Raw genomic sequence first — 21926 nt, forward strand, 5'->3', positions numbered from 1 at the left:
GTCAGGCCTCTTCCTGCGCCGGGGCGCGCAACACGCGCAACACGCCTTCGGCCCAGTCCAGGCCGATGGCCTCGCCGTCGTCGTGCGGACGGCGGCCGTCGTTGGGCGTCAGGACGGTCAGCGCGCCCACCGGCGAATCCAGGTCGTACATCCACTGGCTGCCCAGGAAATAGCGCGTGCTGACCACACAGGACAGCTTGCCCTGGCCTGCCGGCACCGGCACCAGTTTTTCCGGGCGCAGCGACAGCTGCACGCTGTCGCCGTGGCGCAGGCCTTCGCCGTCGACCACCACGCGCAGGGCGCCGGTCTCGATTTCGGCCTGCGCGCCGCAACGCGTGACCCGGCCCGGCAACAGATTCGTCTTGCCCACGAAGCGCGAAATGAACTCGCTTTGCGGATGCTCGTACATGCGGAAGGGCGCATCCACCTGGGTCGCGCGCCCGTCCTGCATGACCACGACGCGGTCGCTGATGGACAGCGCTTCGGCCTGGTCGTGCGTGACCATCACGGTCGTGGTGCCGATCTTCTTCTGGATGCTGCGCAATTCGAACTGCATCTCTTCGCGCAGCTTGGCGTCCAGGTTGGACAACGGTTCGTCCAGCAGCAGCACGGGCGGCCGAATGACCAGCGCGCGCGCCAGCGCCACGCGTTGGCGCTGGCCGCCGGACAGCTCGCGCGGGTAGCGGTCGGCATGCTTGTCCAGCTTCACCAGCGCCAGCGCCTCGCGCACGCGCGCCTGGCGCTCGGCGCGCTCGACGTTGCGCATCTTCAGGCCGAAGGCCACGTTGTCGGTCACGGTCAGGTGCGGGAACAGCGCATAGCTCTGGAACACGATCCCCAGGCCACGCGTGTTCGGCTTGGCGTGGGTGATGTCGCGCCCGTCCAGCGTGATCGTGCCCCGGGTCACGTCGGCAAAGCCGGCGATCATCTGCAGGGTCGTCGTCTTGCCGCAGCCCGAGGGCCCCAGCAGCGAGACGAACTCGCCTTGCTCGACCGCCAGGCTCAGATCGGAAACGACGCGCAAGTCGCCGTAGTTCTTCGAGACATTGTCCAGCCGCAGAAATGACATTTTCCAAACCCCGTAGCCCGTGGCGGGCCTTGCGCCCCGAGGCTGGGAGGATTTCCCGGCGCCCTGGCGGCTTATTTGATGGGGCAGTCTAGGTTTGGCCAAAACCCAGGGTCAATTAGGGTTTTCCGAACAATCGAATTTTTTATTCGGTAATTCCATTCATTAGAATTTCCTGATAAAAATACGTCTAGCAATTTTGATTATCGGAACTCATAGAATGAAGAAATCGGAGACAAGCGAGGAATCCGGCGGCCTGGGCGTCTTGCAACGGGCCTTTGCCGTGTTGCGCGTACTGGCGGACGCCAAGGGCGAAAAGCTGCGCCTGACCGACATCGCCGCCCGCACAGGCCAGGCACAGGCCACGGCGCACCGCGTGCTGCAAGGCCTGATGCAGGAAGGCGTGGTGGAGCAGCCCGCGCAAAGCAAGGGCTACCAGCTCAGCGTGGCATTCTTCTCGTTGGCGGCGGCGGCCGGCACCCACCAGTCCAGCCTGCGTTCGCTATACCGGCCAGCCATGCTGCGCTTGTCGGGCATGCTGAACGACACGGTCTTCCTGTTGGTGCGCAGCGGTTTCGACGCCGTCTGCGTGGACCGCGTCGACGGCGCCTTCCCGGTGCGCTCCCACACGGGCGACATCGGCGGCCGCGTGCCGCTGGGCATGGGCCAGGGCGGCCTGGTGCTGCTGGCCAGCCTGCCGGAAGCCGAACGCGAAGAGGTCATCCGCTTCAACATCCCGCGCCTGCACCATCTGGGTTTCGTGGACGAAATCTCGATGCGCGTGCGCATCCGGGAATGCCTGGAACGGCAGTACGCGCGCAGCCAGGGGCAGGGCGTGTTCCCCAATATCGCGGGGCTGGCGGTGCCGGTCTACGACCCCAACGGCGTGACGGTGGCGGCATTGAGCGTGGCCGCCCCCATCGAACGCATCAACGACGAGCGCCTGCCGCTGATCGTGGAAATGCTGCGCCGCGAAGCCGATGCCGTGGGCGCGCAGATCAACCCCTTCGACCCGGCCCTGCGGCGTCCCAGCCAGTACCTGGGCGCGGGCAACGCGGGCTGACGATCAGACGGCAGGAAACGAAAACGGCCTGGGCATCCGATGTCCAGGCCGTTCTGCTTTCCGCATGGCGGATCAGGTCGGATACGTGCCCGGCAGCAGGATGCTGCGGTCGCCGGCTTCGATGTTGCGGCGGCCGCATAGCGCCATCGTCGTGTCCATTTCCTTGTACAGCAGCTCCAGCACGCGGGTCACGCCCGCCTGGCCGTAGGCGCCCAGGCCGTACAGGAAGGCGCGGCCGATCATCGTGCCGCGCGCGCCCAGCGCCACGGCCTTCAGGATGTCCTGGCCCGAGCGGATGCCGCCGTCCATCCAGACTTCGATCTTCGAGCCCACCGCATCGGCGATCGACGGCAGCGCCGCGATCGACGACATGGCGCCGTCCAGCTGGCGCCCGCCGTGGTTGCTGACGATCAGCGCGTCGGCGCCGCTATCGGCCGCCAGTTGCGCGTCTTCCGCATCCAGGATGCCCTTGATGATCAGTTTGCCGCCCCAGCGCTGCTTGATCCATTCCACGTCGTCCCAGCTCAGGCGCGGGTCGAACTGCTCGGCCGTCCATGCCGACAGGGACGACAGGTCGCTGACGCCCTTGGCATGGCCCACGATGTTGCCGAAGGTGCGGCGCTTGGTGCCCAGCATGCCCATGCACCAGCGCGGCTTGGTCGCCAGGTTGATCAGGTTGCGCAGCGTGGGCTTGGGCGGCGTCGACAGGCCGTTCTTGATGTCCTTGTGGCGCTGGCCCAGGATCTGCAGGTCCAGCGTCAGCACCAGCGCGGTGCAGCCCGCCGCCTTGGCGCGATCGATCAGGTTGGCCACGAATTCGCGGTCGCGCATCACATAGAGCTGGAACCAGAACGGCTTGCGGGTGGCTTCGGCCACATCTTCCAGCGAGCAGATGCTCATCGTGGACAAGGTGAACGGCACGCCGAAATCCGCAGCCGCCTTGGCCGCCAGGATCTCGCCGTCCGCATGCTGCATGCCGGTCAGGCCGGTGGGCGAAATCGCCAGCGGCATCACGACATCATGGCCCGCCATGGTGGTGCGCAGCGACCGGCCTTCCATGTTCACCGCCACGCGCTGGCGCAGCTTGATCTTCTGGAAATCGCTTTCGTTGGCGCGGTACGTGCCTTCCGTCCAGGCGCCGGAATCGGCGTAGTCGTAGAACATGCGCGGCACGCGCTTTTGCGCGACGGCGCGCAGATCTTCGATGCAGGTGATCGTAGAAAGGTTAGCGGTCATGGGAGGTCTGAGGAGTGATAGAGGTGCGCCAGCTGCGTTTCGTTTTTCTGGAGTCTGGTGCCGCCGGCTGCGGCGGCGTCGCCACTGCGCAGGGGCGGCAACGCCCCGCGGCGCCGCCCAGTATACGCGCCGAGGCCGGCAAGCGTCGCTTGCCGGCCCCGTTCGCCCCCCTCGGACCAAGGCTCTGCGGCCCCTGTCCACCCAAGCTATCTCGGCCAGACCTTGCTGACCGCGCGGATCGTCGCCCACGCCACCCAGCGCGGGCTGGTCAGCCGCGCGCCCGGCAGCCGCCGCATCACATCCACGGCCAGCCCGCCGCGCTTGTGCCATTGCTTCTTGCGGGTCTGGCTGTCGGTCCAGCGGCCTTCCAGCCACGGGAATTCGCGCCGCCCCGGCTTGTAGACGGGCGGGGTGTTGTAGATCAGGATGTACGCCAGGCGCGGCGACGGCGATGTATTGGCGCCGGTGAAGTGCAGCGTGCGCGCGTCGTGCACGGTGATGCCGCCCGGGTCCAGCGGTTCCGCCACCGCCTGGTCGCGGGCAAAGTCGCCGCAGCACTCAAGCGGGTGCAGGGTCTTGTCGCCACCGGGCGAGCGGTGCTCCAGCACATCCCACTTGTTCGACCCCGGGATGAATTGCATGCACCCGTTCTCGACCGTCGCCGGCTGCAGGGCCAGCCAGATGCTCAGTTCGTTATAGACGAAGTCGGGCGACCGGAACGCCTCGTCCTGGTGCCACGGCGTCTCCGGACCGTGCGGGCCGGGCTTGAGCAGCGCGTGTTCTCCATACAACGCGGCATCCTCGCCCAGCAGCTGCCGCGCCAGGTCCAGCGTGCGCTCGTGATACGCCGTCTTCAGCAGACCAGGGGCATAATGGCGCGGATCGTGGAGGCTGGGAAACTTGGCCGGCTTGGACGGATCGTCCCGGCTGACGAAGTCGTACTGCGCCCCCTCGTTGTAGCCGGTCTTGTTCGCGAACAGGTCCAGCAGCGTCCGGCGGATGTATCCGACCTCATCCTGCGGGCACATTTCCTTCAGGGCCAGGTAGCCCTGGTCCCTGTAGCGCGCTGTCTCTGCTTCCGACAACAAACTGGTCTCTTCCATAATGGCTTCTCCAAGCTCTGGTAGCGGGTGTTCCCGTTGGCACGTTTTGACATGAGCTCTAACGTATCGCTTCGATGCCCACCGGGCCTATAGACCATCTGCCGTAGCCACAACCGCCTACGCTCATTGCGCCTGGGCGGCGCATCATCCGAAGGAAACAACCATGCAAGCCCCTCGCTCCGACACCCATATCGAAACCGTCCTCGTCACCGTCAGCGGCACGGTGCAAGGCGTGGGCTACCGCCACGCCACCGTGCGCCGCGCCCACCTGCTGGGCGTGACGGGATGGGTGCAGAACCTGCTGGACGGCACGGTGGAGGCCCTGGTGCAGGGCTCGCCCGACCAGGTGGACCACATGCTGGAATGGTTGCGGCGCGGCCCGCCGGGCGCGCTGGTGCAGGAAATCACGACGCGCCGGGAATACACCGACAAGCGTTACATTCGCTTCGAACAGGTGTAGGCGCAGGCGTAGGCACAACCGCGGACGCGCCGGGCCGCCTCGGCGCGATGGCGTAGTCCGATCGGGGGAGCCGCCAGCCGGAAGGTCAGCGGGTGCGCATCCAGCGTCCGCCCACCTGATTGATGATCAGGCCGGCCAGCACGCAGCCCGCCCCGACCCATTGCAGCGGCTGCAGGCTTTCGCCGAAAGCCATGGACGCCGCCCACAGCCCCACGACAGGCACCAGCAGCGAGAACGGGGCGATCTTGGCGGCGGGATGGCGCGTCAGCAGCTGCGTCCACAAGGTGTAGGCCACCAGCGTCGCCAGCACCGCCAGGTACAGCACCGACAGCGCCTCGCCCCAGCCGATGCCCGTCACCATGCCCACCACGGGCTCCCAGCCATCGATCAGCACGGCCAGCAGCAGGAACGGCAGCACCGGCGCGGCGCTGCTCCAGGCGATGAAGGCGAAGGGGTCGTAACCGGGCGACTTGCGGCTGGCCAGCCGTACGATCATGTTGGACACCGCCCACATGAACGCCCCGCCCAGCGTCAGCACGAATCCCAGCATCGTCATCTGGCCGGGGCCTTCGCCGCGGCCGCCGGCGATCACCGCCAGCCCCACCGCGGCCACGCCCAGACCGATCCAATGATGGCGGCGCGCGCGCTCGCTCAGCACGGGCGCGGCCAATAGCAAGGTGAAGAACGCCTGGGTCTGGATGACCAGCGAGGCCATGCCCGCGGGCATGCCGAACTTCAGCGCGGTGAACAGCAGGCCGAACTGCCCCAGCCCCTGCACCAGCCCGTAGGCCGCGATCCAGTGCCACGGCAGCTGCGGCCGGCGCACGAAAAGGATCAGGGGGAAGGCCGCCAGCGCAAACCGCAGCGCGCCGAGCATCATGGGGGACAAGCCCCGCATGCCGACCTTCATGACGACGAAGTTCAGGCCCCAGATGACCACCACCGCCAGTGCGCAGAAATAGTCTTTTCGGGATAGGTGGGTCGTGGTCATCTACGCATTATCGCATCGCCCGCCCCCACGCCGGCGGCGTGGATTCACTGCTTTTGCAGCACCGCCGCGAAGGCTTGCACGGCGATGTCGATGTCCTCGTCGTCGATATGGCGGTGGGTCACGCAGCGCAGGCGCGTGCGGCCCCAGGGCCGCGTCAGCAGGCCTTGTGCCTGCAGCGCGGCCACCCATTCGGCGTTGGTCATGCCGGTGCCCGCGGTCTCGACCTGCACGATATTGGTCTGCGGCACGGTGGCCGACAACGCGGGCGCCAGGCGGTTGATGCCGTCGCTCAAGCGGCGCGCGCGGGCATGGTCCTCGACCAGCCGGCCCGTCATCGACTGCACGCCTTCCAGCCCGGCCGCCGCCATGATGCCCGACTGGCGCTGCGTGCCGCCCAGCATGCGGCGCAGGGTGCGGGCGCGCGACATCACGGCCTTGCTGCCCGTCAGCACCGCGCCCACGGGCGCGCTCAGGCCCTTGGACAGGCACAGCGACACCGTGTCGGCGTACTGCGTGATCTCGGCTGCCGGCACGTCCAGCGCCACGGCCGCGTTGAACAGGCGCGCGCCGTCCAGGTGCACCGGGATGCCCGCGGCGTTGGCCATGCCATGCACTGCCTGCATGTGGTCCAGCGGCAGGACGGTGCCGCCGGCGTTGTTGTGCGAGGTCTCCATCGCCACCAGCGACGTCTTCAGGCGGTGGCCGCCCGACAGCAGCGCCTCGTCCAGCCGGTTCAGGTCCATCGCGCCGTCGGTGCCGGACACGCCCTGGTAGAACAGGCCGGTGAAGGTGGCGGCGCCGCGCTCGGACGTGAACATGTGGGCGGACGACTCCAGCACGACTTGCTCGTTGCGCTGCGTCTGGGCCAGCACGGCCAGCAGGTTGGCCATGGTACAGCTGGGCACGAACAGCCCGGCTTCCTTGCCCAGGCGCGCCGCGACATGCGCTTCCAGCGCGCGCACGGTGGGGTCGCCGTCCAGGCCGTCATCGCCGATCGGCGCGGTGCGCATGCGTTCGTACATGGCCGCGGTGGGGTGGGTGACGGTATCGCTGCGCAGGTCGACAGGGGCGCTGGGGAGGTCGGCTGGGGTCCGCTGGGTCATGGCTTTCAGTGCTGCAGAATTTTGGAAAGAAACTGGCGCGTGCGCGGGGCACGCTCCTCTACATTGCCGAAGAACGCGTCTTTCGCGCAGTCCTCCACAATCTTGCCGCCGTCCATGAAGATCACACGGTCGGCGACGCGGCGGGCGAATCCCATTTCATGGGTCACCACCATCATCGTCATGCCTTCTCCAGCCAGGTCCGTCATCACGTCCAGCACCTCGTTGACCATCTCCGGGTCCAGGGCCGAGGTGGGTTCGTCGAACAGCATCACCACCGGGTCCATCGACAGCGCGCGCGCGATCGCCACGCGCTGCTGCTGGCCGCCCGACAGTTCGCCGGGGTGCTTGTCCTTGTGCGCCGACAGGCCCACGCGCTCCAGCAGCGACAGCGCCCGCGCGCGGGCCTCGTCCTTGCTCCGGCGCAGCACCTTCACCTGGCCCAGGCACAGGTTCTCGGTCACCGACAGGTGCGGGAACAGCTCGAAGTGCTGGAACACCATGCCGGCCACCGACCGCAGCTTGGGCAGGTTGGTGCGCGGATCGCCCACCGAAATGCCGTTGACCGTGATGTCACCTTTCTGGAAGGGCTCCAGCGCGTTCACGGTCTTGATCAGGGTCGACTTGCCGGAGCCCGACGGCCCGCAGACCACCACGACCTCGCCTTTGCCGACTTGCGTCGTGCATGCATCCAGCACCTGGAAGGCGCCGTACCACTTGCTGACCTGGTTGATCTCGATCATCGGAGGCGTCGAAGAGAGTTGCATCGTAGAACCTGTGGATAACGGATAGCGGGGCCGGGGCGCTCAGCGCAACACCCGGGTGCGCTTTTCCAGCAGCTTGACCAGACGGGATGCCGTGAAGCAGATCACGAAATACACCACCGCCACGAAAAGATAGAGTTCCACCAGCCGGCCGTCGCGCTGGCCGATCTTGGAGGCCGCGCCCAGGAAGTCCGTCAGCGACAGCACGTAGACCAGTGACGTGTCCTGGAACAGGATGATCACGCGCGTCAACAGCGCCGGCACCATGTTGCGGAAGGCCTGCGGCAGCACCACGTAGCGCATGCCCTGCCACGGGCTGAGCCCGATCGCCATGCTGGCCGACACCTGGCCGCGCGCGATCGACTGGATCCCCGCGCGCATGATTTCGCAGAAGTACGCGGCTTCGAACATGGTGAAGGTGATCACCGCCGAATTGAACGCCCCCACGCGCAGCGGCGTGGGCGACCCGACCACCCAGGCCGCGATGTACGGCACCAGGAAGTAGAACCAGAAGATCACCAGCAGCAGCGGGATCGAGCGCATCACGTTCACATAGATGCCCGCCGGCACCGACAGGATCTTGAAGCGCGACAGCCGCATCATGGCCAGCAGCGTGCCCAGCGCCAGCCCCATCACCGCGGCCAGCACGGTCAGCGTCAGCGTGAACGTCATGCCCGTCTGGAACAGATAGGGCAGGGCGGTCCAGATCACATCGAAATCGAATTTACCCATGGCGCCCCCTAGCGGCTCTTTCCGGCCGAACCGATCAGCCCGGGAACCGCGACGTGGCGTTCAAGCAGGCGCATGCCCAGCACGACGAAGCCGTTGATGATCAGGTAGATCACCGTGGCGGCGGAGAACGCCTCGAAGATGTGGAAGCTGAATTCCTGCATGGAGCGCGCCTGGCCGGTCAGTTCCAGCAGGCCGATCGTCAGTGCCACCGATGAATACTTGATGGTGCCCATGAATTCCGACGTCAAGGGCGGCAGCACGATGCGGAACGCCTCGGGCAGGATGATGTAGCGGTAGACCTGCACTTCGGTCAGCCCCAGCGCGGTGCCCGCCTGGAACTGCCCGCGCGGCAGCGACTGGATGCCCGCGCGCAATTGTTCGGCCACCCGCGCCGATCCGTAAAAGCCCAGGCACAGCACCGCGGGCACGAACTGCCCCCACGGCTGCGGCATCTGCTTCATCGCCAGGCCCCAGGCATGCGGCAGCAGTTCGGGCAGCACGAAATACCACAGGAACATCTGCACCAGCAGCGGCACGTTGCGGAAGATCTCCACATACGTCGCGCCCAGCGCGTTCATCAGCCGGGACTGCGCCGTGCGCATCACGCCCAGCCACGACCCCAGCAGCAGCGAAAACACCCACGCCGTCAACGCCAGCGCCAGCGTCCAGCCCACACCGATCAGGATCGTTTCCAGGAAGGTATGCACGCCGTCCGGCGACATCTCCAGGAAGACGCTCCAACTCCAGTTGTAATTCATGCCTGTGCCCTAGATCGGCGCCGGCCGCGGCGCCTTGCCCCAAAACCGCCGCGGGACGCGCGTGGCGTCCCGCGGGCAACCTGCTTACTCGTATGCCTTGGGGTCGCCCGAATCGGTCGGGTTGGCCAGCGCGCGCTTCAGGGCGTCGCTCATCGGATACTTCAGGTTGATCTGCTTGGGCGGGATCGGCGAATTGAAGTACTTGTCATAGATCGCGGCCACTTTGCCCGTCTTGATCAAGTCACGCACGGCGTCGTCCACCACCTTCTTGAAGGCCGGGTCGTCCTTGGGCTCCATGATGCCGTAGGGGGCCATTTCCAGGCCCTTCTTGCCGATCACGAACGCGTCCGGGTTCTTCGAGGACGCCACGGCGCCGTAGGCAATGCCGTCGTCATTGGCCGAACCCGCGGCGCGGCCCGATTCCACCATCAGGATGGTCTCGGCGGTATCCTTCGTGGGCGCCATGGTGATGCCCAGGTTGCCCTTGGCGTTCAAGCCCGAAATCAGCCGGAAGGTCTGGCCGCCGGCCTGGGCCGCGATGGTCTTGCCGCGGAACGATTCCAGGTTGTTGGGATCTACGCCGCCGTCCTTGCGCGCCACCAGCACCACCTGCGCCACGAAGGTCGTGGGCGCGAACGACACCAGCTTGTGGCGGTCCACGTTATTGGTGGTGTTGCCGCATTCCAGGTCGATGGTGCCGTTGGCCAGCAGCGGAATGCGCGTGGCGGAGGTCGTCGGGTTGTAGCGCACGTCCAGCTTGGGCAGCTTCAGCGCGGCTTTCACGTACTGGGCGACTTCCTGGCAGATCTCCACCGTGTAACCGACCGGCTTCTGGTTGCCGTCCAGGTAGGCGAAGGGGACCGAGGTCTCAGGATGGCCGATGGTGATCACGCCGGTTTCCCGGATCTTGTCCAGGCGGCTGGGGCCCTCGGCGTGCACGGTGGCGGCGCTGCCCAGCAGGGCGGCGGCGACGGAGATCGCGGCAAATGCTTTCATCTGATTCCCTTGGCGCCGTGCGTGCGGCGCGTGTTTGTATTCACGATCGGCGGCGCCAGAAGGTTTGGCGACCGCCGCGTCCCGCGATGAGCCCCGCGGCTGGCAAAAAGTATCAACTAGCAGTATGGTTTTATCCAGTTCCAATCAGGTATTCCTCTATACGGATTTGATATGGCCATTCCACGGATGGGCTTAAGACACATCGAGGCCTTCCGAGCCGTCATGATGACGGGCTCGATGACGGCCGCCGCGCGGCGCGTGCATACCTCGCAGCCGCACGTTAGCCGCTTAATAGCGCAATTGGAAGCGATCACCCAGTTTCCCCTGTTCGACCGCAACGGCAGCCGCCTGAGCCCCACGCAGGACGGTTCGCGCTTCTTCCAGGAGGTCGAAAAAACCTTCATCGGCCTGGCCGGACTGGAGTCGGCGGCGGCCAGCATCCGCTCGTTCAGCGCCAGCCGCCTGAGCGTGGCCGCCATGCCGCGTCTGGCCGGCGGCATCCTGGCGCGCATCGTCGCGGCCTTCAAGACGGAATACCCGGACGTGATGGTCTCCATCCACTCCGGCAACGCCAGCGCGGTGCACAACTGGATCAGTTCGGGGTTCTGCGACACGGGGCTGGCCATGCTGTCGGGCGACAGCCCCGGGATCCAGGTCGAACCGGTGCTGACGATGAGCTGCGTGGCGGTCTTGCCGAAAGGGCACCGGCTGACCAAGCTGAAAAAGCTGAAACCCGCCGACTTCGCCGGCGAGCCGTTCATCGCCTTCCCCAGCGCCACCCCGCTGCGCGAGAAGATCGACGCCGTCTTCAAGGCCGCCAAGGTGGAACGGCAGACGGTGGCCGAAGCGGGGCTGGGCTCATCGGTGTGCGCGCTGGTGGGCGCCGGCCTGGGCGTGGCGCTCATCAACCCGCTGGCCGCCCGCGAAGAATACGAGGCCAACGGCGTCGAGGTCCGGCCCTTCAGCCCGTCCGTGCCGGTCACGGTAGCGTTGCTGTACCCGCCGTACCACACCCGCACGCGGCTGGTCAGCGTGTTCTCGCGCTATGCGCACCAACTGATGAGCGAAGAGATGGCCGACCTGAAGACGCGGCCGGCGCGCTGAAAGGGGAAGGCGGGCCGGGTGGTGGGGCGAGCGCCCACGGCGGCCGGACGCGCGAACACCTGCGGCGCCACGCGCCCCGCATCGTGCTGCGCTTCCTGTCGAAGGCCGAAGACGACGGTGACGCCTTGGCCGGCGAAGCCGACCGCTACATCGGCTCGTCGCAGAAGTTCGGCGCCGACATCAAGGTGCAGACGCTGTTCACCACGTCCTTCCGCGGCCTGAACCGGTCCTATCCGCCAGGTTAGACGGCAGGCGCCACGCCGGTCCGGCCGTCCGCATGCAGCCACGCGACCTCGCCCGTGTCCGCCCGCAGCGCTTGTACCGGCAGGCCCCGGGCCCAGTTTGCCGCGATCGCCCGCGGTCCGCCATCCACGCCGTCCCCCGTGCGCAGCGATGCCGGCGCGCCGATCCACGCATAGACCGGTTCATGCAGCCAGGCGCCGTGCGCGTCCGCGATGCCGACATGCAAGCCATCCACGCTGTGCCCGCCGGCGGTGTCAGGCGACACCGCGCACAGCCAGCCGTAGCTCGCCGCCCACTTCAGCCCGAACAGCAACTGCTGCGCGCACGGCAGCACTTCACGGCGCTCGCGCATGTCATAGGCGCCTTCGAACCATTCGTCCCACTCTCCATGTTCCACGCACTGCAGCACCCGCACGTAGCGGCCCTCCTGCCCACGTGGCGGGGGCGGAATCTCGGCAGGGTCGTCTGACGGCAGCCATATGATTTCGCCCACATCCGTATAAGCCACGGGCACGATCGCCTCGCCCCGACCGTCCACGATTCCGCGTTTGCCGTCGTCGGTCAACACGCGCACGCGCATCTGATCGTGGGCCCACAAGGCCGCAGCATCCGCCGCCGCATCCACCGGCCCCATCGCCGCGTACGACGCGTCCAGCACCTGAAGGCCCTGCTTGTCGACCAAGCCGTACAGGTCGCCGCGCTGCGTCACGTAAGCATGCAGCGCGTCATCCCAGTTGATGTCTTCCCACTGCGGGGGCACCGTCCACGCGCCACGCCGGTCAATCAGGCCCCACTTTCCGCCCTCGTAGGCGGGCGCCAAACCGCCTGGCGAAAAATCGCCCGCCGACTCGAACCGGGGCGAAATCGCCCACGCCCCCTGGTTATCCACAAAGCCCATCTGCGTGCCGACGCGCGCCATCGCCAGACCCTGTGCATAACTCCATACTTCATCCAGCACGCACGGCATCAACTCGCGACCATCGGTGTCGATCAAGCCAAGCTTGTCGTCTTTCAACACCGTCGCGACGCCGTCTTCAAATGCCCAGATGGTGTCGAAGCGGGGCGCCAGCACCACCTGTCCCCCATCGACGGTGCCGACGCGCACGCCCCACACGTTGTCCACAGCGAAGCGATGCAGGCCGCCGCCCAAGTGCGTGCCGTCGCCATGTTCGTCGCCATGTTCGTCGTCTTCTTCGCTGTCGTCTTCGCTGTCCTCTTCGAAGTCTTCATAGCGAACGCTGCGCGGCGGTTCCTGCTCGGAAAAATAGGGGTGGTCCAGGCCGCCCGACCCGAATCGCCACGCCCAGCCGGCGTCGTCATTCACATCGCGCACCTCCAGCAAGCGCAGCACGCCCGCCACGTCTTCCGCCGCCATGGCGTCGCAGAGCGCTTGCCAACGCCGGTTGCACAACGTGCGCACGTGATCGGGATACGCGGCTGCGCCGCCCTCATGCATCCAGGCCAGTTCGTCCAGGTTCGCGTTTATCCACAAGCCAGCGCCGTCGGACTCCTCGTCGGACTCCTGGTCGATCCGTTCCGCCAGAAACATGGCGACGGCATCCAGTTGCAGGCAATAGGGCGCATCATCGCTTGCCGCCTGCGACAGCAAAAACGCCGCGACCTCGCACACGCGGTCATGCGCCGCACGCGCCACAACCGCCAGCCCCGCCGTGCCCGCATCGCCGAACACGCGCTGCGACGTGTCCGCCTCCAAACACTCGCCGCCGGCCAGCAGCACCTGCCACAACGTCGGCAGGTTGCCGTTGGCGCTGGCGATTTCCGCCGACGGCGCCCGGCCACCCGGCTCCCGCTGCAAAACCAGCCACGCCCGATTACCCATCACGGCATCCTTGCAATAGAAAAAACAAAGGCCAGCCCCTTCAGGCTGGCCTTCTTCAAGCAACCGCGGACGCGATCAAGCGTCGATGTTGCCCGCCGACAGCGCGTTGCGTTCGATGAACGCGCGGCGCGGCTCCACGTCGTCGCCCATCAGCGTCGTGAAGACCTCGTCCGCCGCGATGGCGTCTTCGATCTGCACGCGCAACAGGCGGCGCACCTTCGGGTCCATCGTGGTTTCCCACAACTGAGCCGGGTTCATTTCGCCCAGACCCTTGTAGCGCTGCTTCGAGATGCTGCGGTCGGCTTCGCTGCGCAGCCATTGCATGGCTTCGCGGAAGTCGGACACGGTCTGTTCCTTGCGCTTGTCGCCTTCGCCGCGCGCGGCGAGCGATCGCGAACCGACCTTGCCCAGGAAGCTCTTGGCGGCCTTGGACAGGATGGTGTAGTCGGAACCGTTGACGAAGTCGGCGTCGATGATGCTGACGCGCACGTTGCCGTGGTGCATGCGCTGCACCGACAGGCGATGGCGTTCGGTCGCTTCATCAAACTGCGGCACCACGTCCACGCCGTTGCCGCTGACCGGGTCGCGCATGGCATCAGCCAGGCGCTTGGCAGAATCCGCGGTGGACTCGGCCGTTTCCAGGTTGATCTCGACGCCCTCAGCCATGGCCGACAGCGCACCCACGTCGAACACCTTCGACAAGCGCGCGATGACGCCGTCTGCCGCCACATATTGGCTGGCCAGGGCGGTGAGTTCTTCGCCGCGGATGATGTTGCCGCCCGAGATGATCTCGGCATCCTTCAGCGCCAGCTGCAGCATGAACTGCGCTTCTTCCTGGTCGTCCTTCAGATAGCGTTCTTCGCGGCCGACCTTCACCTTGTACAGCGGCGGCTGGGCGATATACACGTAGCCGCGCTGCACCAGTTCGGGCATCTGGCGGTACAGCAGCGTCAGCAGCAGGGTGCGGATGTGCGCGCCGTCCACGTCCGCGTCAGTCATGATGATCAGGCGGTGGTAGCGCAGCTTGTCCACGTTGAAATCGGGGCCGATGCTGGTGCCCAGCGCCGTGATCAGCGTGGCGATCTGCTCGCTGGCGATCAGGCGGTCAAAGCGCGCCTTCTCCACGTTCAGCACCTTGCCGCGCAGCGGCAGGATGGCCTGGAACTTGCGGTCGCGGCCTTGCTTGGCCGAACCGCCTGCGGAGTCGCCCTCGACGATGTACAGCTCGCACAGCGCCGGGTCCTTTTCCTGGCAGTCCGCCAGCTTGCCGGGCAGGCCAGCGCCTTCCAGCACGCTCTTGCGGCGCGTCATCTCGCGGGCCTTGCGCGCGGCCTCGCGGGCGCGGGCGGCTTCGACGATCTTGTTGCACAACGCCTTGGCGTCGTTCGGGTTCTCAAGCAGCCACGTTTCCAGCGTGCGGGCCACGGCTTCTTCAACGGCCGGACGCACTTCGCTCGAGACCAGCTTGTCCTTGGTCTGGCTGCTGAACTTGGGCTCGGGCACCTTCACCGACAGCACGCAGGCCAGGCCTTCGCGCATGTCGTCGCCGGACGTTTCGACCTTGGCCTTCTTGGCCAGCTCGTTGTCGGCGATGTACTTGTTCAGGATGCGGGTCATGGCCGCGCGCAGGCCGGTCAAGTGCGAACCGCCGTCGCGCTGCGGGATGTTGTTGGTGAAGCACAGCACGCTTTCGCTGTAGCTGTCGTTCCACTGCATCGCCACTTCCACGCCCACCGACACGCCGCCAGCGGCGGACTCGGTGGAGACCGAGAACACGTTCGGGTGCAGCACGGTCTTCGCGCGGTTGATGTATTCGACGAAACCCTTCACGCCGCCCGAGAACGCGAAGTTCTCTTCCTTGCCCTGGCGCTGGTCGACCAGGCGGATCTTCACGCCGTTGTTCAGGAACGAGAGCTCGCGCAAGCGCTTGGAGAGGATCTCGTAGTGGTATTCGATGTTGTTGAAGATGACCGGGTCGGCCAGGAAGCGCACTTCCGTGCCGCGCATGTCCGTCGTGCCGGTCACTGCCAGGGGCGCGACGCGCGCGCCTTGGCGGAATTCCATCTGGTGGACCTGGCCGTTGCGGCGGATCGTCAGGCGCAGCCATTCGGACAACGCGTTCACGCAAGACACGCCCACGCCGTGCAGGCCGCCGGACACCTTGTACGAGTTCTGGTCGAACTTGCCGCCGGCGTGCAGTTCGGTCATGACGATTTCCGCCGCGCTGCGGTGGAATTCGTCTTCCTTGTGGATATCGGTCGGGATACCGCGGCCGTTATCGGTGACCGAGATGGAATTGTCGGTGTGGATCGTGACGACGATGTCGTCGCAATGGCCGGCCAGGGCTTCGTCGATGGCGTTATCCACGACTTCAAACACCATGTGGTGCAAGCCGGTGCCGTCGGACGTGTCGCCGATGTACATGCCGGGGCGCTTGCGCACGGCCTCCAGCCCCTTGAGCATCTTGATCGAGTCAGCGCCGTAGCCGCTGTTCTCGGAAGTGGTGTTCTGCTGATCTGACATGTCTGTATCGATAACGCTTTAAAGAACGGCCTGGCGGCCGGACCGCTCGCAGGCCAAAGCCTGCCGAGCGGCACAAACCCACAAATGGGGCGCGGATCAGATCCGCATGGGCATGACGACGTACTTGAACTGGTCGTCTTCGGGCAAGGTGATGAGCGCCGACGCGTTGGCATCGGGCATGACCGACCACTGGATGTTGTCGACCTTCACGTTGGCCAGCACGTCGAGCAGATAGCCCACGTTGAAGCCCACGTCCAGGGCCTCATGGCCGTAGTCGATGTCGATTTCTTCCTGCGCCTCTTCCTGCTCGGCGTTGGAGGACGAGATCTTCATCTGGTTCTGCGCCAGTTGCAGGCGCACGCCCTTGAACTTGTCCGTGGTCAGGATGGCGGCGCGCTGCAGGCTGCCCTGGAGCGCTTCGCGGCCCACCATGAAATGGCGCGTGTAGTTCGTGGGAATCACACGCGTGAAATCAGGGAACTTGCCTTCGACCAGCTTGGACACCAGCTCCACGTCGCCGAAACGGAAACGGATCTGGCCCGGCGCCACATCAATGGAGACGACCTCGTCGGAGTCTTCCAGCAGGCGCTGCATTTCCAGCACGGTCTTGCGCGGCACGATCACTTCGTGGCGTTCGGCGATGCCGTCGGCTTCGGTCGAGCAATGCGCCAGGCGGTGGCCATCGGTGGCGACGGCGCGCACACGACCCGGTTCAAACACCAGCAGCATGCCGTTCAGGTAGTAGCGGATGTCCTGTTGCGCCATGGCGAAGTGCACCATGTTGAACAGGTGGCGCAGCGTGCGTTGCGGCATGGTCAGCGAGACGTCCCACTGCTCGGGCTGAGCGACGGTGGGGAACTCGCTGGCGGCCAGCGTCTGCAACGCGAAGCGGCTCTTGGCCGACTGCACCGACAGCTTGTTGCTGGCCAGCGCCAGGCGCACGTCGCCGGTGTCCGGCAACGCCTTCAGGATGTCCAGCAGCTTGCGCGCCGCGACCGTGGTGGACTCGTTGTCCTGGCCCACGCCGAAGTCGGCGTGCGTGGTGATCTGTACTTCGAGGTCAGTCGCAATGAAGGCAACCTTGTTGCCTTCCTTGCGCATCAGGATGTTCGCCAGGATGGGCAGGGTATGGCGTCTTTCGACGATGCCCGCCACGGTCGACAGCGGTTTCAGCAATGCATCGCGTGTGGTTTGTACGAGTTGCATGTTCATCCTTTTAGAGTTTGTTCCAACACGTGCAGGGTATGGTTGAGCTCCGCTTGCTTTGCGCGGGCGTCGGAAATCTTGCGGACGGCGTGCAGTACGGTGGTGTGATCACGGCCACCGAACAGATCGCCGATTTCCGGCAGGCTTTTCTGGGTCAGCTCCTTCGCCAGGTACATCGCGACCTGGCGCGGCAACGCGATATTGGCGGGCCGGCGTTTCGAGTACATGTCGGCGACCTTGATCTTGTAGAAATCCGCAACCGTCTTCTGGATGTTTTCCACAGTGATCTGGCCGTTGGACACGGACAGCAGGTCCTTCAGGGCTTCCTTGCAGACATCCACCGTCAGCACGTCGCGGCCGTGGAAGCGGGCGTAGGCCAGGACCTTGCGCAGCGCGCCTTCCAGTTCGCGCACGTTGCTGCGCAGATGCTTGGCGATGAAGAAGGCCACTTCCTCGGGCATGGGCACGCCTTCGGATTCCGCCTTGCGCAGCAGGATCGCCACGCGCATCTCCAGCTCCGGCGGCTCGATCGCCACCGTCAGGCCGGAATCGAAGCGCGAGATCAGGCGGCTGTCGATGCCCGACAGTTCCTTCGGATACGTGTCGCTGGTGATGATGATCTGCTTGCGCTGGGCCACCATCGCCTCGAACGCGTAGAAGAATTCTTCCTGCGTGCGGTTCTTGCCGGAAAAGAACTGGATATCGTCGATCAGCAGCAGATCCAGCGAATGGTAGTAGCGCTTGAAGTCGTCGAACGCCTTGCGCTGATACGCCTTCACCACGTCGGACACGTATTGGTCCGCATGCACGTAGCGCACGCGCACCCCCGTGCCCGCCGCCACCATGGCGTTGCCGATGGCGTGGATCAGGTGGGTCTTGCCCAGGCCCACGCCGCCATAAAGGAACAGCGGGTTGTACGAGGTGCCTGGGTTCTCGGCCACTTGCAGCGCGGCGGCGCGCGCCAACTGGTTGGCCTTACCCGTCACGAAGTTCTCGAACGTCAGGTCCGTGTTCAGCCGCGAGCGCTCGTACACGATGTTGGCCGCGTCCGCCGTCACCGCCTGCGCCGCCACGGTCGTGGCGGGGGGCGGGGCGGGCGGTGCCGCGGCCTGCATCGGCGGCGCGCCGCCTGAGGGCTGAGCCGCGGACAGGTGCGTTTGCTCGAGCGGCTGCGCACGCACGGGCGCGACCGGCATGCGCGGCGCGGCGCCGTGCGACGGCAACTCGAACAAGACCTGTACCGGTCGCTTGAACCACTCCGCGGCCAACGCTTCGATCTGGTGGGAAAAGTTCTTGCGCACCCAATCCAGCTTGAAGCGGTTGGGCGCGGCAACGCGCAGCACCGCCTGCGTTTCGTCGTACGCAAGCGGGACCAGCGGTCGTATCCACGCGCTGATTTGTTGGGGGGGGAGTTCCTGCTCAAGACGACTGACGCAGGTCTGCCAGAATTCTTTCATGTCGCTCTTATTCAAACCTCGATTCTACCTTGCCTGGGCAGGGGTTATCCACAGGGTAGGACATAAGCGTCTACACTGCTTGGCCTTAACTGTTTGACAAGACAGGGAAAACTTGCTGAAATGGTGGGCTTTTCCGAATTCTGTCTGTCAGAAGGTTTCACAGAGAGCTTAGCCGGAGTTGTGGCAAGTACCCTCCTTTCATAGGTTGGGGGCTTGGTGCACTGTCCGGTTTTTAGCTTTGCTGAATAGGTCGCCTGGGAAGAAATTCCCAGTCCAGAGCCCCGTCTACGCGTTGTTTTTGCACATGTTGCAAAAATGCTCACTAGATACCCGCTTCTGAATGCGCGACCTGGAACCCTCCGGGCAGGTCCCTTCTGACTTTTGTTCTTTTTGTGGATCGTCCATGAAACGTACCTACCAACCTTCCGTTACCCGCCGCAAGCGCACCCATGGCTTTCGCGTGCGCATGAAAACCCGCGCTGGCCGCGCCATCCTGAGCGCCCGTCGCGCCAAGGGCCGCAAGCGTCTGGCCGTCTAAGTCCTGGATTTCCGGTTTTCCGGAAAACCTGACTATTTGCACGGACCGGCCATATTGCAAGACCTCTCGCAATCTCGTTCCGGTTCCGCGCAAACGCCTGACCCGCAGTCCATGCCGCGCTCCACGCTTCCCCCGGAGGCGCGGCTGCATCGCCCCTCCGAGTTCGCCGCTGCCCTGAAAGGCCGGCGTCTTGCCCGAGGGGCGTTATTCATTGTGACTTCGGCTCCCAATGATCTGCCTCCCGGCCAGGATGCCTGTGCCCGCTTGGGGCTCATCATTGCCAAGCGGTTCGCCGCCCACGCCAGTACGCGCAACGCGATCAAGCGGGTCATCCGCGAAGCGTTCCGCCACCGGCGCCTGGCGCTGCCCGCCAAGGATTACGTCGTGCGCCTGCATAGCAAGGTCGCTCCCACCACGCTCACCTCGCTTAAACGCTTGGTGCGAGCCGAAGTGGACGCTCACTTTGAGCGGATCGCGCGATGATTTTCAAAGCACTGCTCATCGCCCCCATCCGGTTCTACAGGTTCTTCCTGAGTCCCTGGATCGGCAGGCAGTGCCGTTTCACCCCGACTTGCTCGGCGTACGCGATTGAAGCAATCGAACGCCATGGCGCCTGGCGCGGCTTCTGGCTGGCCGTCCGGCGCATTGGCCGATGCCATCCGTGGTCGCCCGGCGGCTGGGATCCGGTTCCGCCGGGCCCGGGAACCAAAGGCCCCCCTTGCTGCTCCCACAGCCACCGCACCGAGCACGATTGACGCTAAACTGGCGGGCTTTGCTGGCCCGTATTCACTTCAGTAGGCACCATGGATATCCGACGAACCGTCCTCTGGATGATTTTTTCCTTTTCGCTGTTGCTCCTTTGGAACAACTGGCAAATCCATAACGGCAAGCCGTCGCTGTTCGGGGGCCCCACGCCCGCGGCCAGCACGGCTGATCCGCAGGCCGGCGCCAACAACGCCACGCCTTCGGTGCCCAGCGCGCCCGCAACCACGGCCACCGCGCCGTCGGCGGTCCCTGGCGCCACCACGCCCGCTACCGCGCGCTCGGAAGAAGTCGTCATCACGACGGACGTGCTGCGCCTGACGTTCGACACGATGGGCGCCCAACTGGTGCGCGCCGAGCTGCTGAAGTACCCGGCAACCGGCCAGCCGGACAAGCCCACCGTGCTGCTGGACCGTTCGGCCGGCCTGAACTACGTCGTGCAGTCCGGCGTGGTCGGCGCGCCCAACGGCCAGAGCTTCCCCACGCACCAGACGCCTTTCCGCCTGGTGACGTCGGAACGCCAATTGACCGGCGACAACCTGGTCGTCTCGTTCGAAGGCGAATCGGGCGGCGTGAAGGTCACCAAGTCGTTCACCCTGCATAAGGGCCGCTACGACATCGACGTGCGCCACGACCTGGCCAACGTCGGCTCCGCCCCTGTGACGCCCGCGCTGTACCTGCAGCTTGAGCGCGACGGCAACGACCCGGCCGACACGTCCAGCTTCTATCACACGTTCACCGGTTTCGCCGTCTACTCCGAACAGGACAAGTTCCAGAAGAGCACATTCAGCGACATCGAAAAGAAGAAGGCCAACTACGTCAAGCAGGCGGACAACGGCTGGATCGCCGTGGTTCAGCACTACTTCGCCACCGCCTGGGTGCCGCCGCAAGGCAAGCCGCGCACGAACGAACTGCTGGAAGTGCAGAAGAATCTGTACGCCGCGCGCAGCATCGAAGCCGTCGGCGAAATCGCCCCCGGCGCCGCCTCCCGCGTCGACTCGCACCTGTGGGTCGGCCCGCAAGACCAGAAGGCCATGGCGGCGCTCGCCCCCGGCCTGGAACTGGTGGTGGACTACGGCTGGCTGACCATCATCGCCAAGCCGCTGTTCACGCTGATGACCTGGCTGCATTCGATCCTGGGCAACTGGGGCTGGACCATCGTTGCGCTGACCGTGCTGATCAAGGCCATCTTCTACCCGCTGGCCGCCGCGAGCTACCGCTCGATGGCCCGCATGAAGCAAGTGGCCCCGCGCCTGCAGGCCCTGAAGGAAAAGTACGGCGACGACAAGCAGAAGCTCAACGCCGCCATGATGGAGATGTACCGCACCGAGAAGATCAACCCGCTGGGCGGCTGCTTGCCGATGGTGGTGCAGATCCCGGTGTTCATCTCGCTGTACTGGGTGCTGCTGGCCAGCGTGGAAATGCGCGGCGCGCCGTGGATCCTGTGGGTGCACGACCTGTCGATCCGCGACCCGTTCTTCATTCTGCCCGCCATCATGATGGCCACCATGTTCCTGCAGATCAAACTGAACCCGACGCCTCCGGACCCCATCCAGGCCAAGGTCATGATGATCATGCCGCTGGTGTTCGGCGGGATGATGTTCTTCTTCCCGGCCGGCCTGGTGCTGTACTGGTGCGTCAACAACACCTTGTCGATCGCGCAGCAGTGGTCCATCACCCGCGCCATGCAGCGCAAGACGGAAGCCTTGGCGAACCGCTGAGCCTGACCGCGGAAGCATCAAGAACCGGCCCTCTGGGGCCGGTTTTTTATGTCCACGCCATCCCCGGGGCATCGCGGCCTGTTGCCGTGGCGAGACATTTTCGATAGATAAATACTATTCAATTTTCAACTTCAATCAACTTCACAAACGCAACCTTGACCCCTATGATGTGTCGGACATATTCCCTCTGCGCCAGCGCAGGGGGTATTCATGACACGGCGCGGGCCCACCAGGCCACGCGCGTTCCAGAATCACGTAGGGAG

At 65.4% G+C, this 21926-nt stretch carries 21 protein-coding genes; 8 read left to right on the forward strand and 13 right to left on the reverse strand.

The genetic code is table 11. From position 1 onward, the window contains the following. Position 1: 1 nt before the first annotated feature. A complete protein-coding gene (locus tag A9973_RS28650; protein ID WP_183016996.1) occupies positions 2 to 1069 on the reverse strand; it encodes an ABC transporter ATP-binding protein in 1068 nt (355 codons plus the stop codon). 217 nt (positions 1070 to 1286) lie between these two features. Between A9973_RS28650 and A9973_RS28655 the strand changes: the two genes are divergently transcribed. Further along, on the forward strand, positions 1287 to 2129 hold the full coding sequence (locus A9973_RS28655) for an IclR family transcriptional regulator (protein WP_183016997.1): 843 nt from the start codon (positions 1287 to 1289) through the stop codon (positions 2127 to 2129). Positions 2130 to 2201: 72 nt separating this feature from the next. Here the strand turns inward: A9973_RS28655 and A9973_RS28660 are convergent, their stop codons facing one another. Both A9973_RS28660 and A9973_RS28665 read right to left on the reverse strand, forming a co-directional pair. Then, on the reverse strand, positions 2202 to 3365 hold the full coding sequence (locus A9973_RS28660; RefSeq protein ID WP_183016998.1) for an alpha-hydroxy acid oxidase: 1164 nt from the start codon (positions 3363 to 3365) through the stop codon (positions 2202 to 2204). Between the two features lie 206 nt (positions 3366 to 3571). Continuing rightward, positions 3572 to 4468 carry a phytanoyl-CoA dioxygenase family protein gene (locus A9973_RS28665; RefSeq protein WP_183016999.1) on the reverse strand — a complete coding sequence of 299 codons (897 nt, stop codon included), beginning with the start codon at positions 4466 to 4468 and terminating at the stop codon, positions 3572 to 3574. A gap of 163 nt (positions 4469 to 4631) precedes the next feature. Between A9973_RS28665 and A9973_RS28670 the strand changes: the two genes are divergently transcribed. Continuing rightward, positions 4632 to 4928, forward strand: coding sequence for an acylphosphatase (locus tag A9973_RS28670; RefSeq protein ID WP_183017000.1), 297 nt, complete (start codon positions 4632 to 4634; stop codon positions 4926 to 4928). A gap of 85 nt (positions 4929 to 5013) precedes the next feature. Here the strand turns inward: A9973_RS28670 and A9973_RS28675 are convergent, their stop codons facing one another. The 6 genes from A9973_RS28675 to A9973_RS28700 all read right to left on the reverse strand — a co-directional run bounded on the left by A9973_RS28675 (position 5014) and on the right by A9973_RS28700 (position 10269). Then, positions 5014 to 5919, reverse strand: coding sequence for an EamA family transporter (locus tag A9973_RS28675; RefSeq protein WP_183017001.1), 906 nt, complete (start codon positions 5917 to 5919; stop codon positions 5014 to 5016). Positions 5920 to 5963: 44 nt separating this feature from the next. Then, on the reverse strand, positions 5964 to 7022 hold the full coding sequence (locus A9973_RS28680) for a low specificity L-threonine aldolase (protein ID WP_183017002.1): 1059 nt from the start codon (positions 7020 to 7022) through the stop codon (positions 5964 to 5966). A gap of 5 nt (positions 7023 to 7027) precedes the next feature. Beyond that, positions 7028 to 7762, reverse strand: coding sequence for an amino acid ABC transporter ATP-binding protein (locus tag A9973_RS28685; protein WP_183017185.1), 735 nt, complete (start codon positions 7760 to 7762; stop codon positions 7028 to 7030). A gap of 63 nt (positions 7763 to 7825) precedes the next feature. Beyond that, on the reverse strand, positions 7826 to 8515 hold the full coding sequence (locus A9973_RS28690; RefSeq protein WP_006227722.1) for an amino acid ABC transporter permease: 690 nt from the start codon (positions 8513 to 8515) through the stop codon (positions 7826 to 7828). Between the two features lie 8 nt (positions 8516 to 8523). Further along, positions 8524 to 9273, reverse strand: a complete 750-nt coding sequence (locus A9973_RS28695; RefSeq protein WP_183017003.1) for an amino acid ABC transporter permease — start codon at positions 9271 to 9273, stop codon at positions 8524 to 8526. Positions 9274 to 9357: 84 nt separating this feature from the next. Beyond that, on the reverse strand, positions 9358 to 10269 hold the full coding sequence (locus tag A9973_RS28700; protein WP_183017004.1) for an amino acid ABC transporter substrate-binding protein: 912 nt from the start codon (positions 10267 to 10269) through the stop codon (positions 9358 to 9360). A 171-nt stretch (positions 10270 to 10440) separates the two neighbouring features. On the opposite strand from A9973_RS28700, the gene A9973_RS28705 reads away from it, so the two are divergent. Both A9973_RS28705 and A9973_RS28710 read left to right on the forward strand, forming a co-directional pair. Next, positions 10441 to 11373: a LysR substrate-binding domain-containing protein gene (locus tag A9973_RS28705; protein ID WP_183017005.1), complete on the forward strand. Its 933-nt coding sequence runs from the start codon at positions 10441 to 10443 to the stop codon at positions 11371 to 11373. 83 nt (positions 11374 to 11456) lie between these two features. After that, positions 11457 to 11618, forward strand: coding sequence for a hypothetical protein (locus A9973_RS28710; RefSeq protein ID WP_255469333.1), 162 nt, complete (start codon positions 11457 to 11459; stop codon positions 11616 to 11618). Here A9973_RS28710 and A9973_RS28715 read toward each other — a convergent pair. The 4 genes from A9973_RS28715 to dnaA form a co-directional block, all read right to left on the reverse strand. Then, positions 11615 to 13456, reverse strand: a complete 1842-nt coding sequence (locus A9973_RS28715) for a WG repeat-containing protein (protein WP_183017006.1) — start codon at positions 13454 to 13456, stop codon at positions 11615 to 11617. The two genes, A9973_RS28710 and A9973_RS28715, sit on opposite strands and share 4 nt — an antisense overlap. Before the next feature lie 75 nt (positions 13457 to 13531). Beyond that, on the reverse strand, positions 13532 to 15979 hold the full coding sequence (gene gyrB, locus A9973_RS28720) for a DNA topoisomerase (ATP-hydrolyzing) subunit B (RefSeq protein WP_183017007.1): 2448 nt from the start codon (positions 15977 to 15979) through the stop codon (positions 13532 to 13534). A gap of 96 nt (positions 15980 to 16075) precedes the next feature. Beyond that, positions 16076 to 17185: a DNA polymerase III subunit beta gene (gene dnaN, locus A9973_RS28725; RefSeq protein WP_006227714.1), complete on the reverse strand. Its 1110-nt coding sequence runs from the start codon at positions 17183 to 17185 to the stop codon at positions 16076 to 16078. 2 nt (positions 17186 to 17187) lie between these two features. Then, positions 17188 to 18642 (reverse strand): chromosomal replication initiator protein DnaA, encoded by a 1455-nt coding sequence (dnaA, locus tag A9973_RS28730; protein ID WP_183017008.1) that lies wholly within the window; start codon positions 18640 to 18642, stop codon positions 17188 to 17190. 403 nt (positions 18643 to 19045) lie between these two features. On the opposite strand from dnaA, the gene rpmH reads away from it, so the two are divergent. The 4 genes from rpmH to yidC all read left to right on the forward strand — a co-directional run bounded on the left by rpmH (position 19046) and on the right by yidC (position 21663). Beyond that, entirely contained in the window at positions 19046 to 19180 is a 135-nt protein-coding gene (rpmH, locus tag A9973_RS28735) for a 50S ribosomal protein L34 (protein WP_006228069.1), read from the forward strand. A 111-nt stretch (positions 19181 to 19291) separates the two neighbouring features. Beyond that, positions 19292 to 19663 carry a ribonuclease P protein component gene (locus A9973_RS28740; protein ID WP_105555642.1) on the forward strand — a complete coding sequence of 124 codons (372 nt, stop codon included), beginning with the start codon at positions 19292 to 19294 and terminating at the stop codon, positions 19661 to 19663. Next, positions 19663 to 19935 (forward strand): membrane protein insertion efficiency factor YidD, encoded by a 273-nt coding sequence (yidD, locus tag A9973_RS28745; protein ID WP_183017186.1) that lies wholly within the window; start codon positions 19663 to 19665, stop codon positions 19933 to 19935. The genes A9973_RS28740 and yidD overlap by 1 nt, the downstream gene beginning before the upstream one ends. Before the next feature lie 48 nt (positions 19936 to 19983). Then, positions 19984 to 21663 carry a membrane protein insertase YidC gene (gene yidC / locus A9973_RS28750; RefSeq protein WP_183017009.1) on the forward strand — a complete coding sequence of 560 codons (1680 nt, stop codon included), beginning with the start codon at positions 19984 to 19986 and terminating at the stop codon, positions 21661 to 21663. The last annotated feature ends 263 nt before the right edge of the window (positions 21664 to 21926 follow it).

Source organism: Achromobacter sp. UMC46 (assembly GCF_014170335.1).
GTDB lineage: Bacteria > Pseudomonadota > Gammaproteobacteria > Burkholderiales > Burkholderiaceae_B > Achromobacter.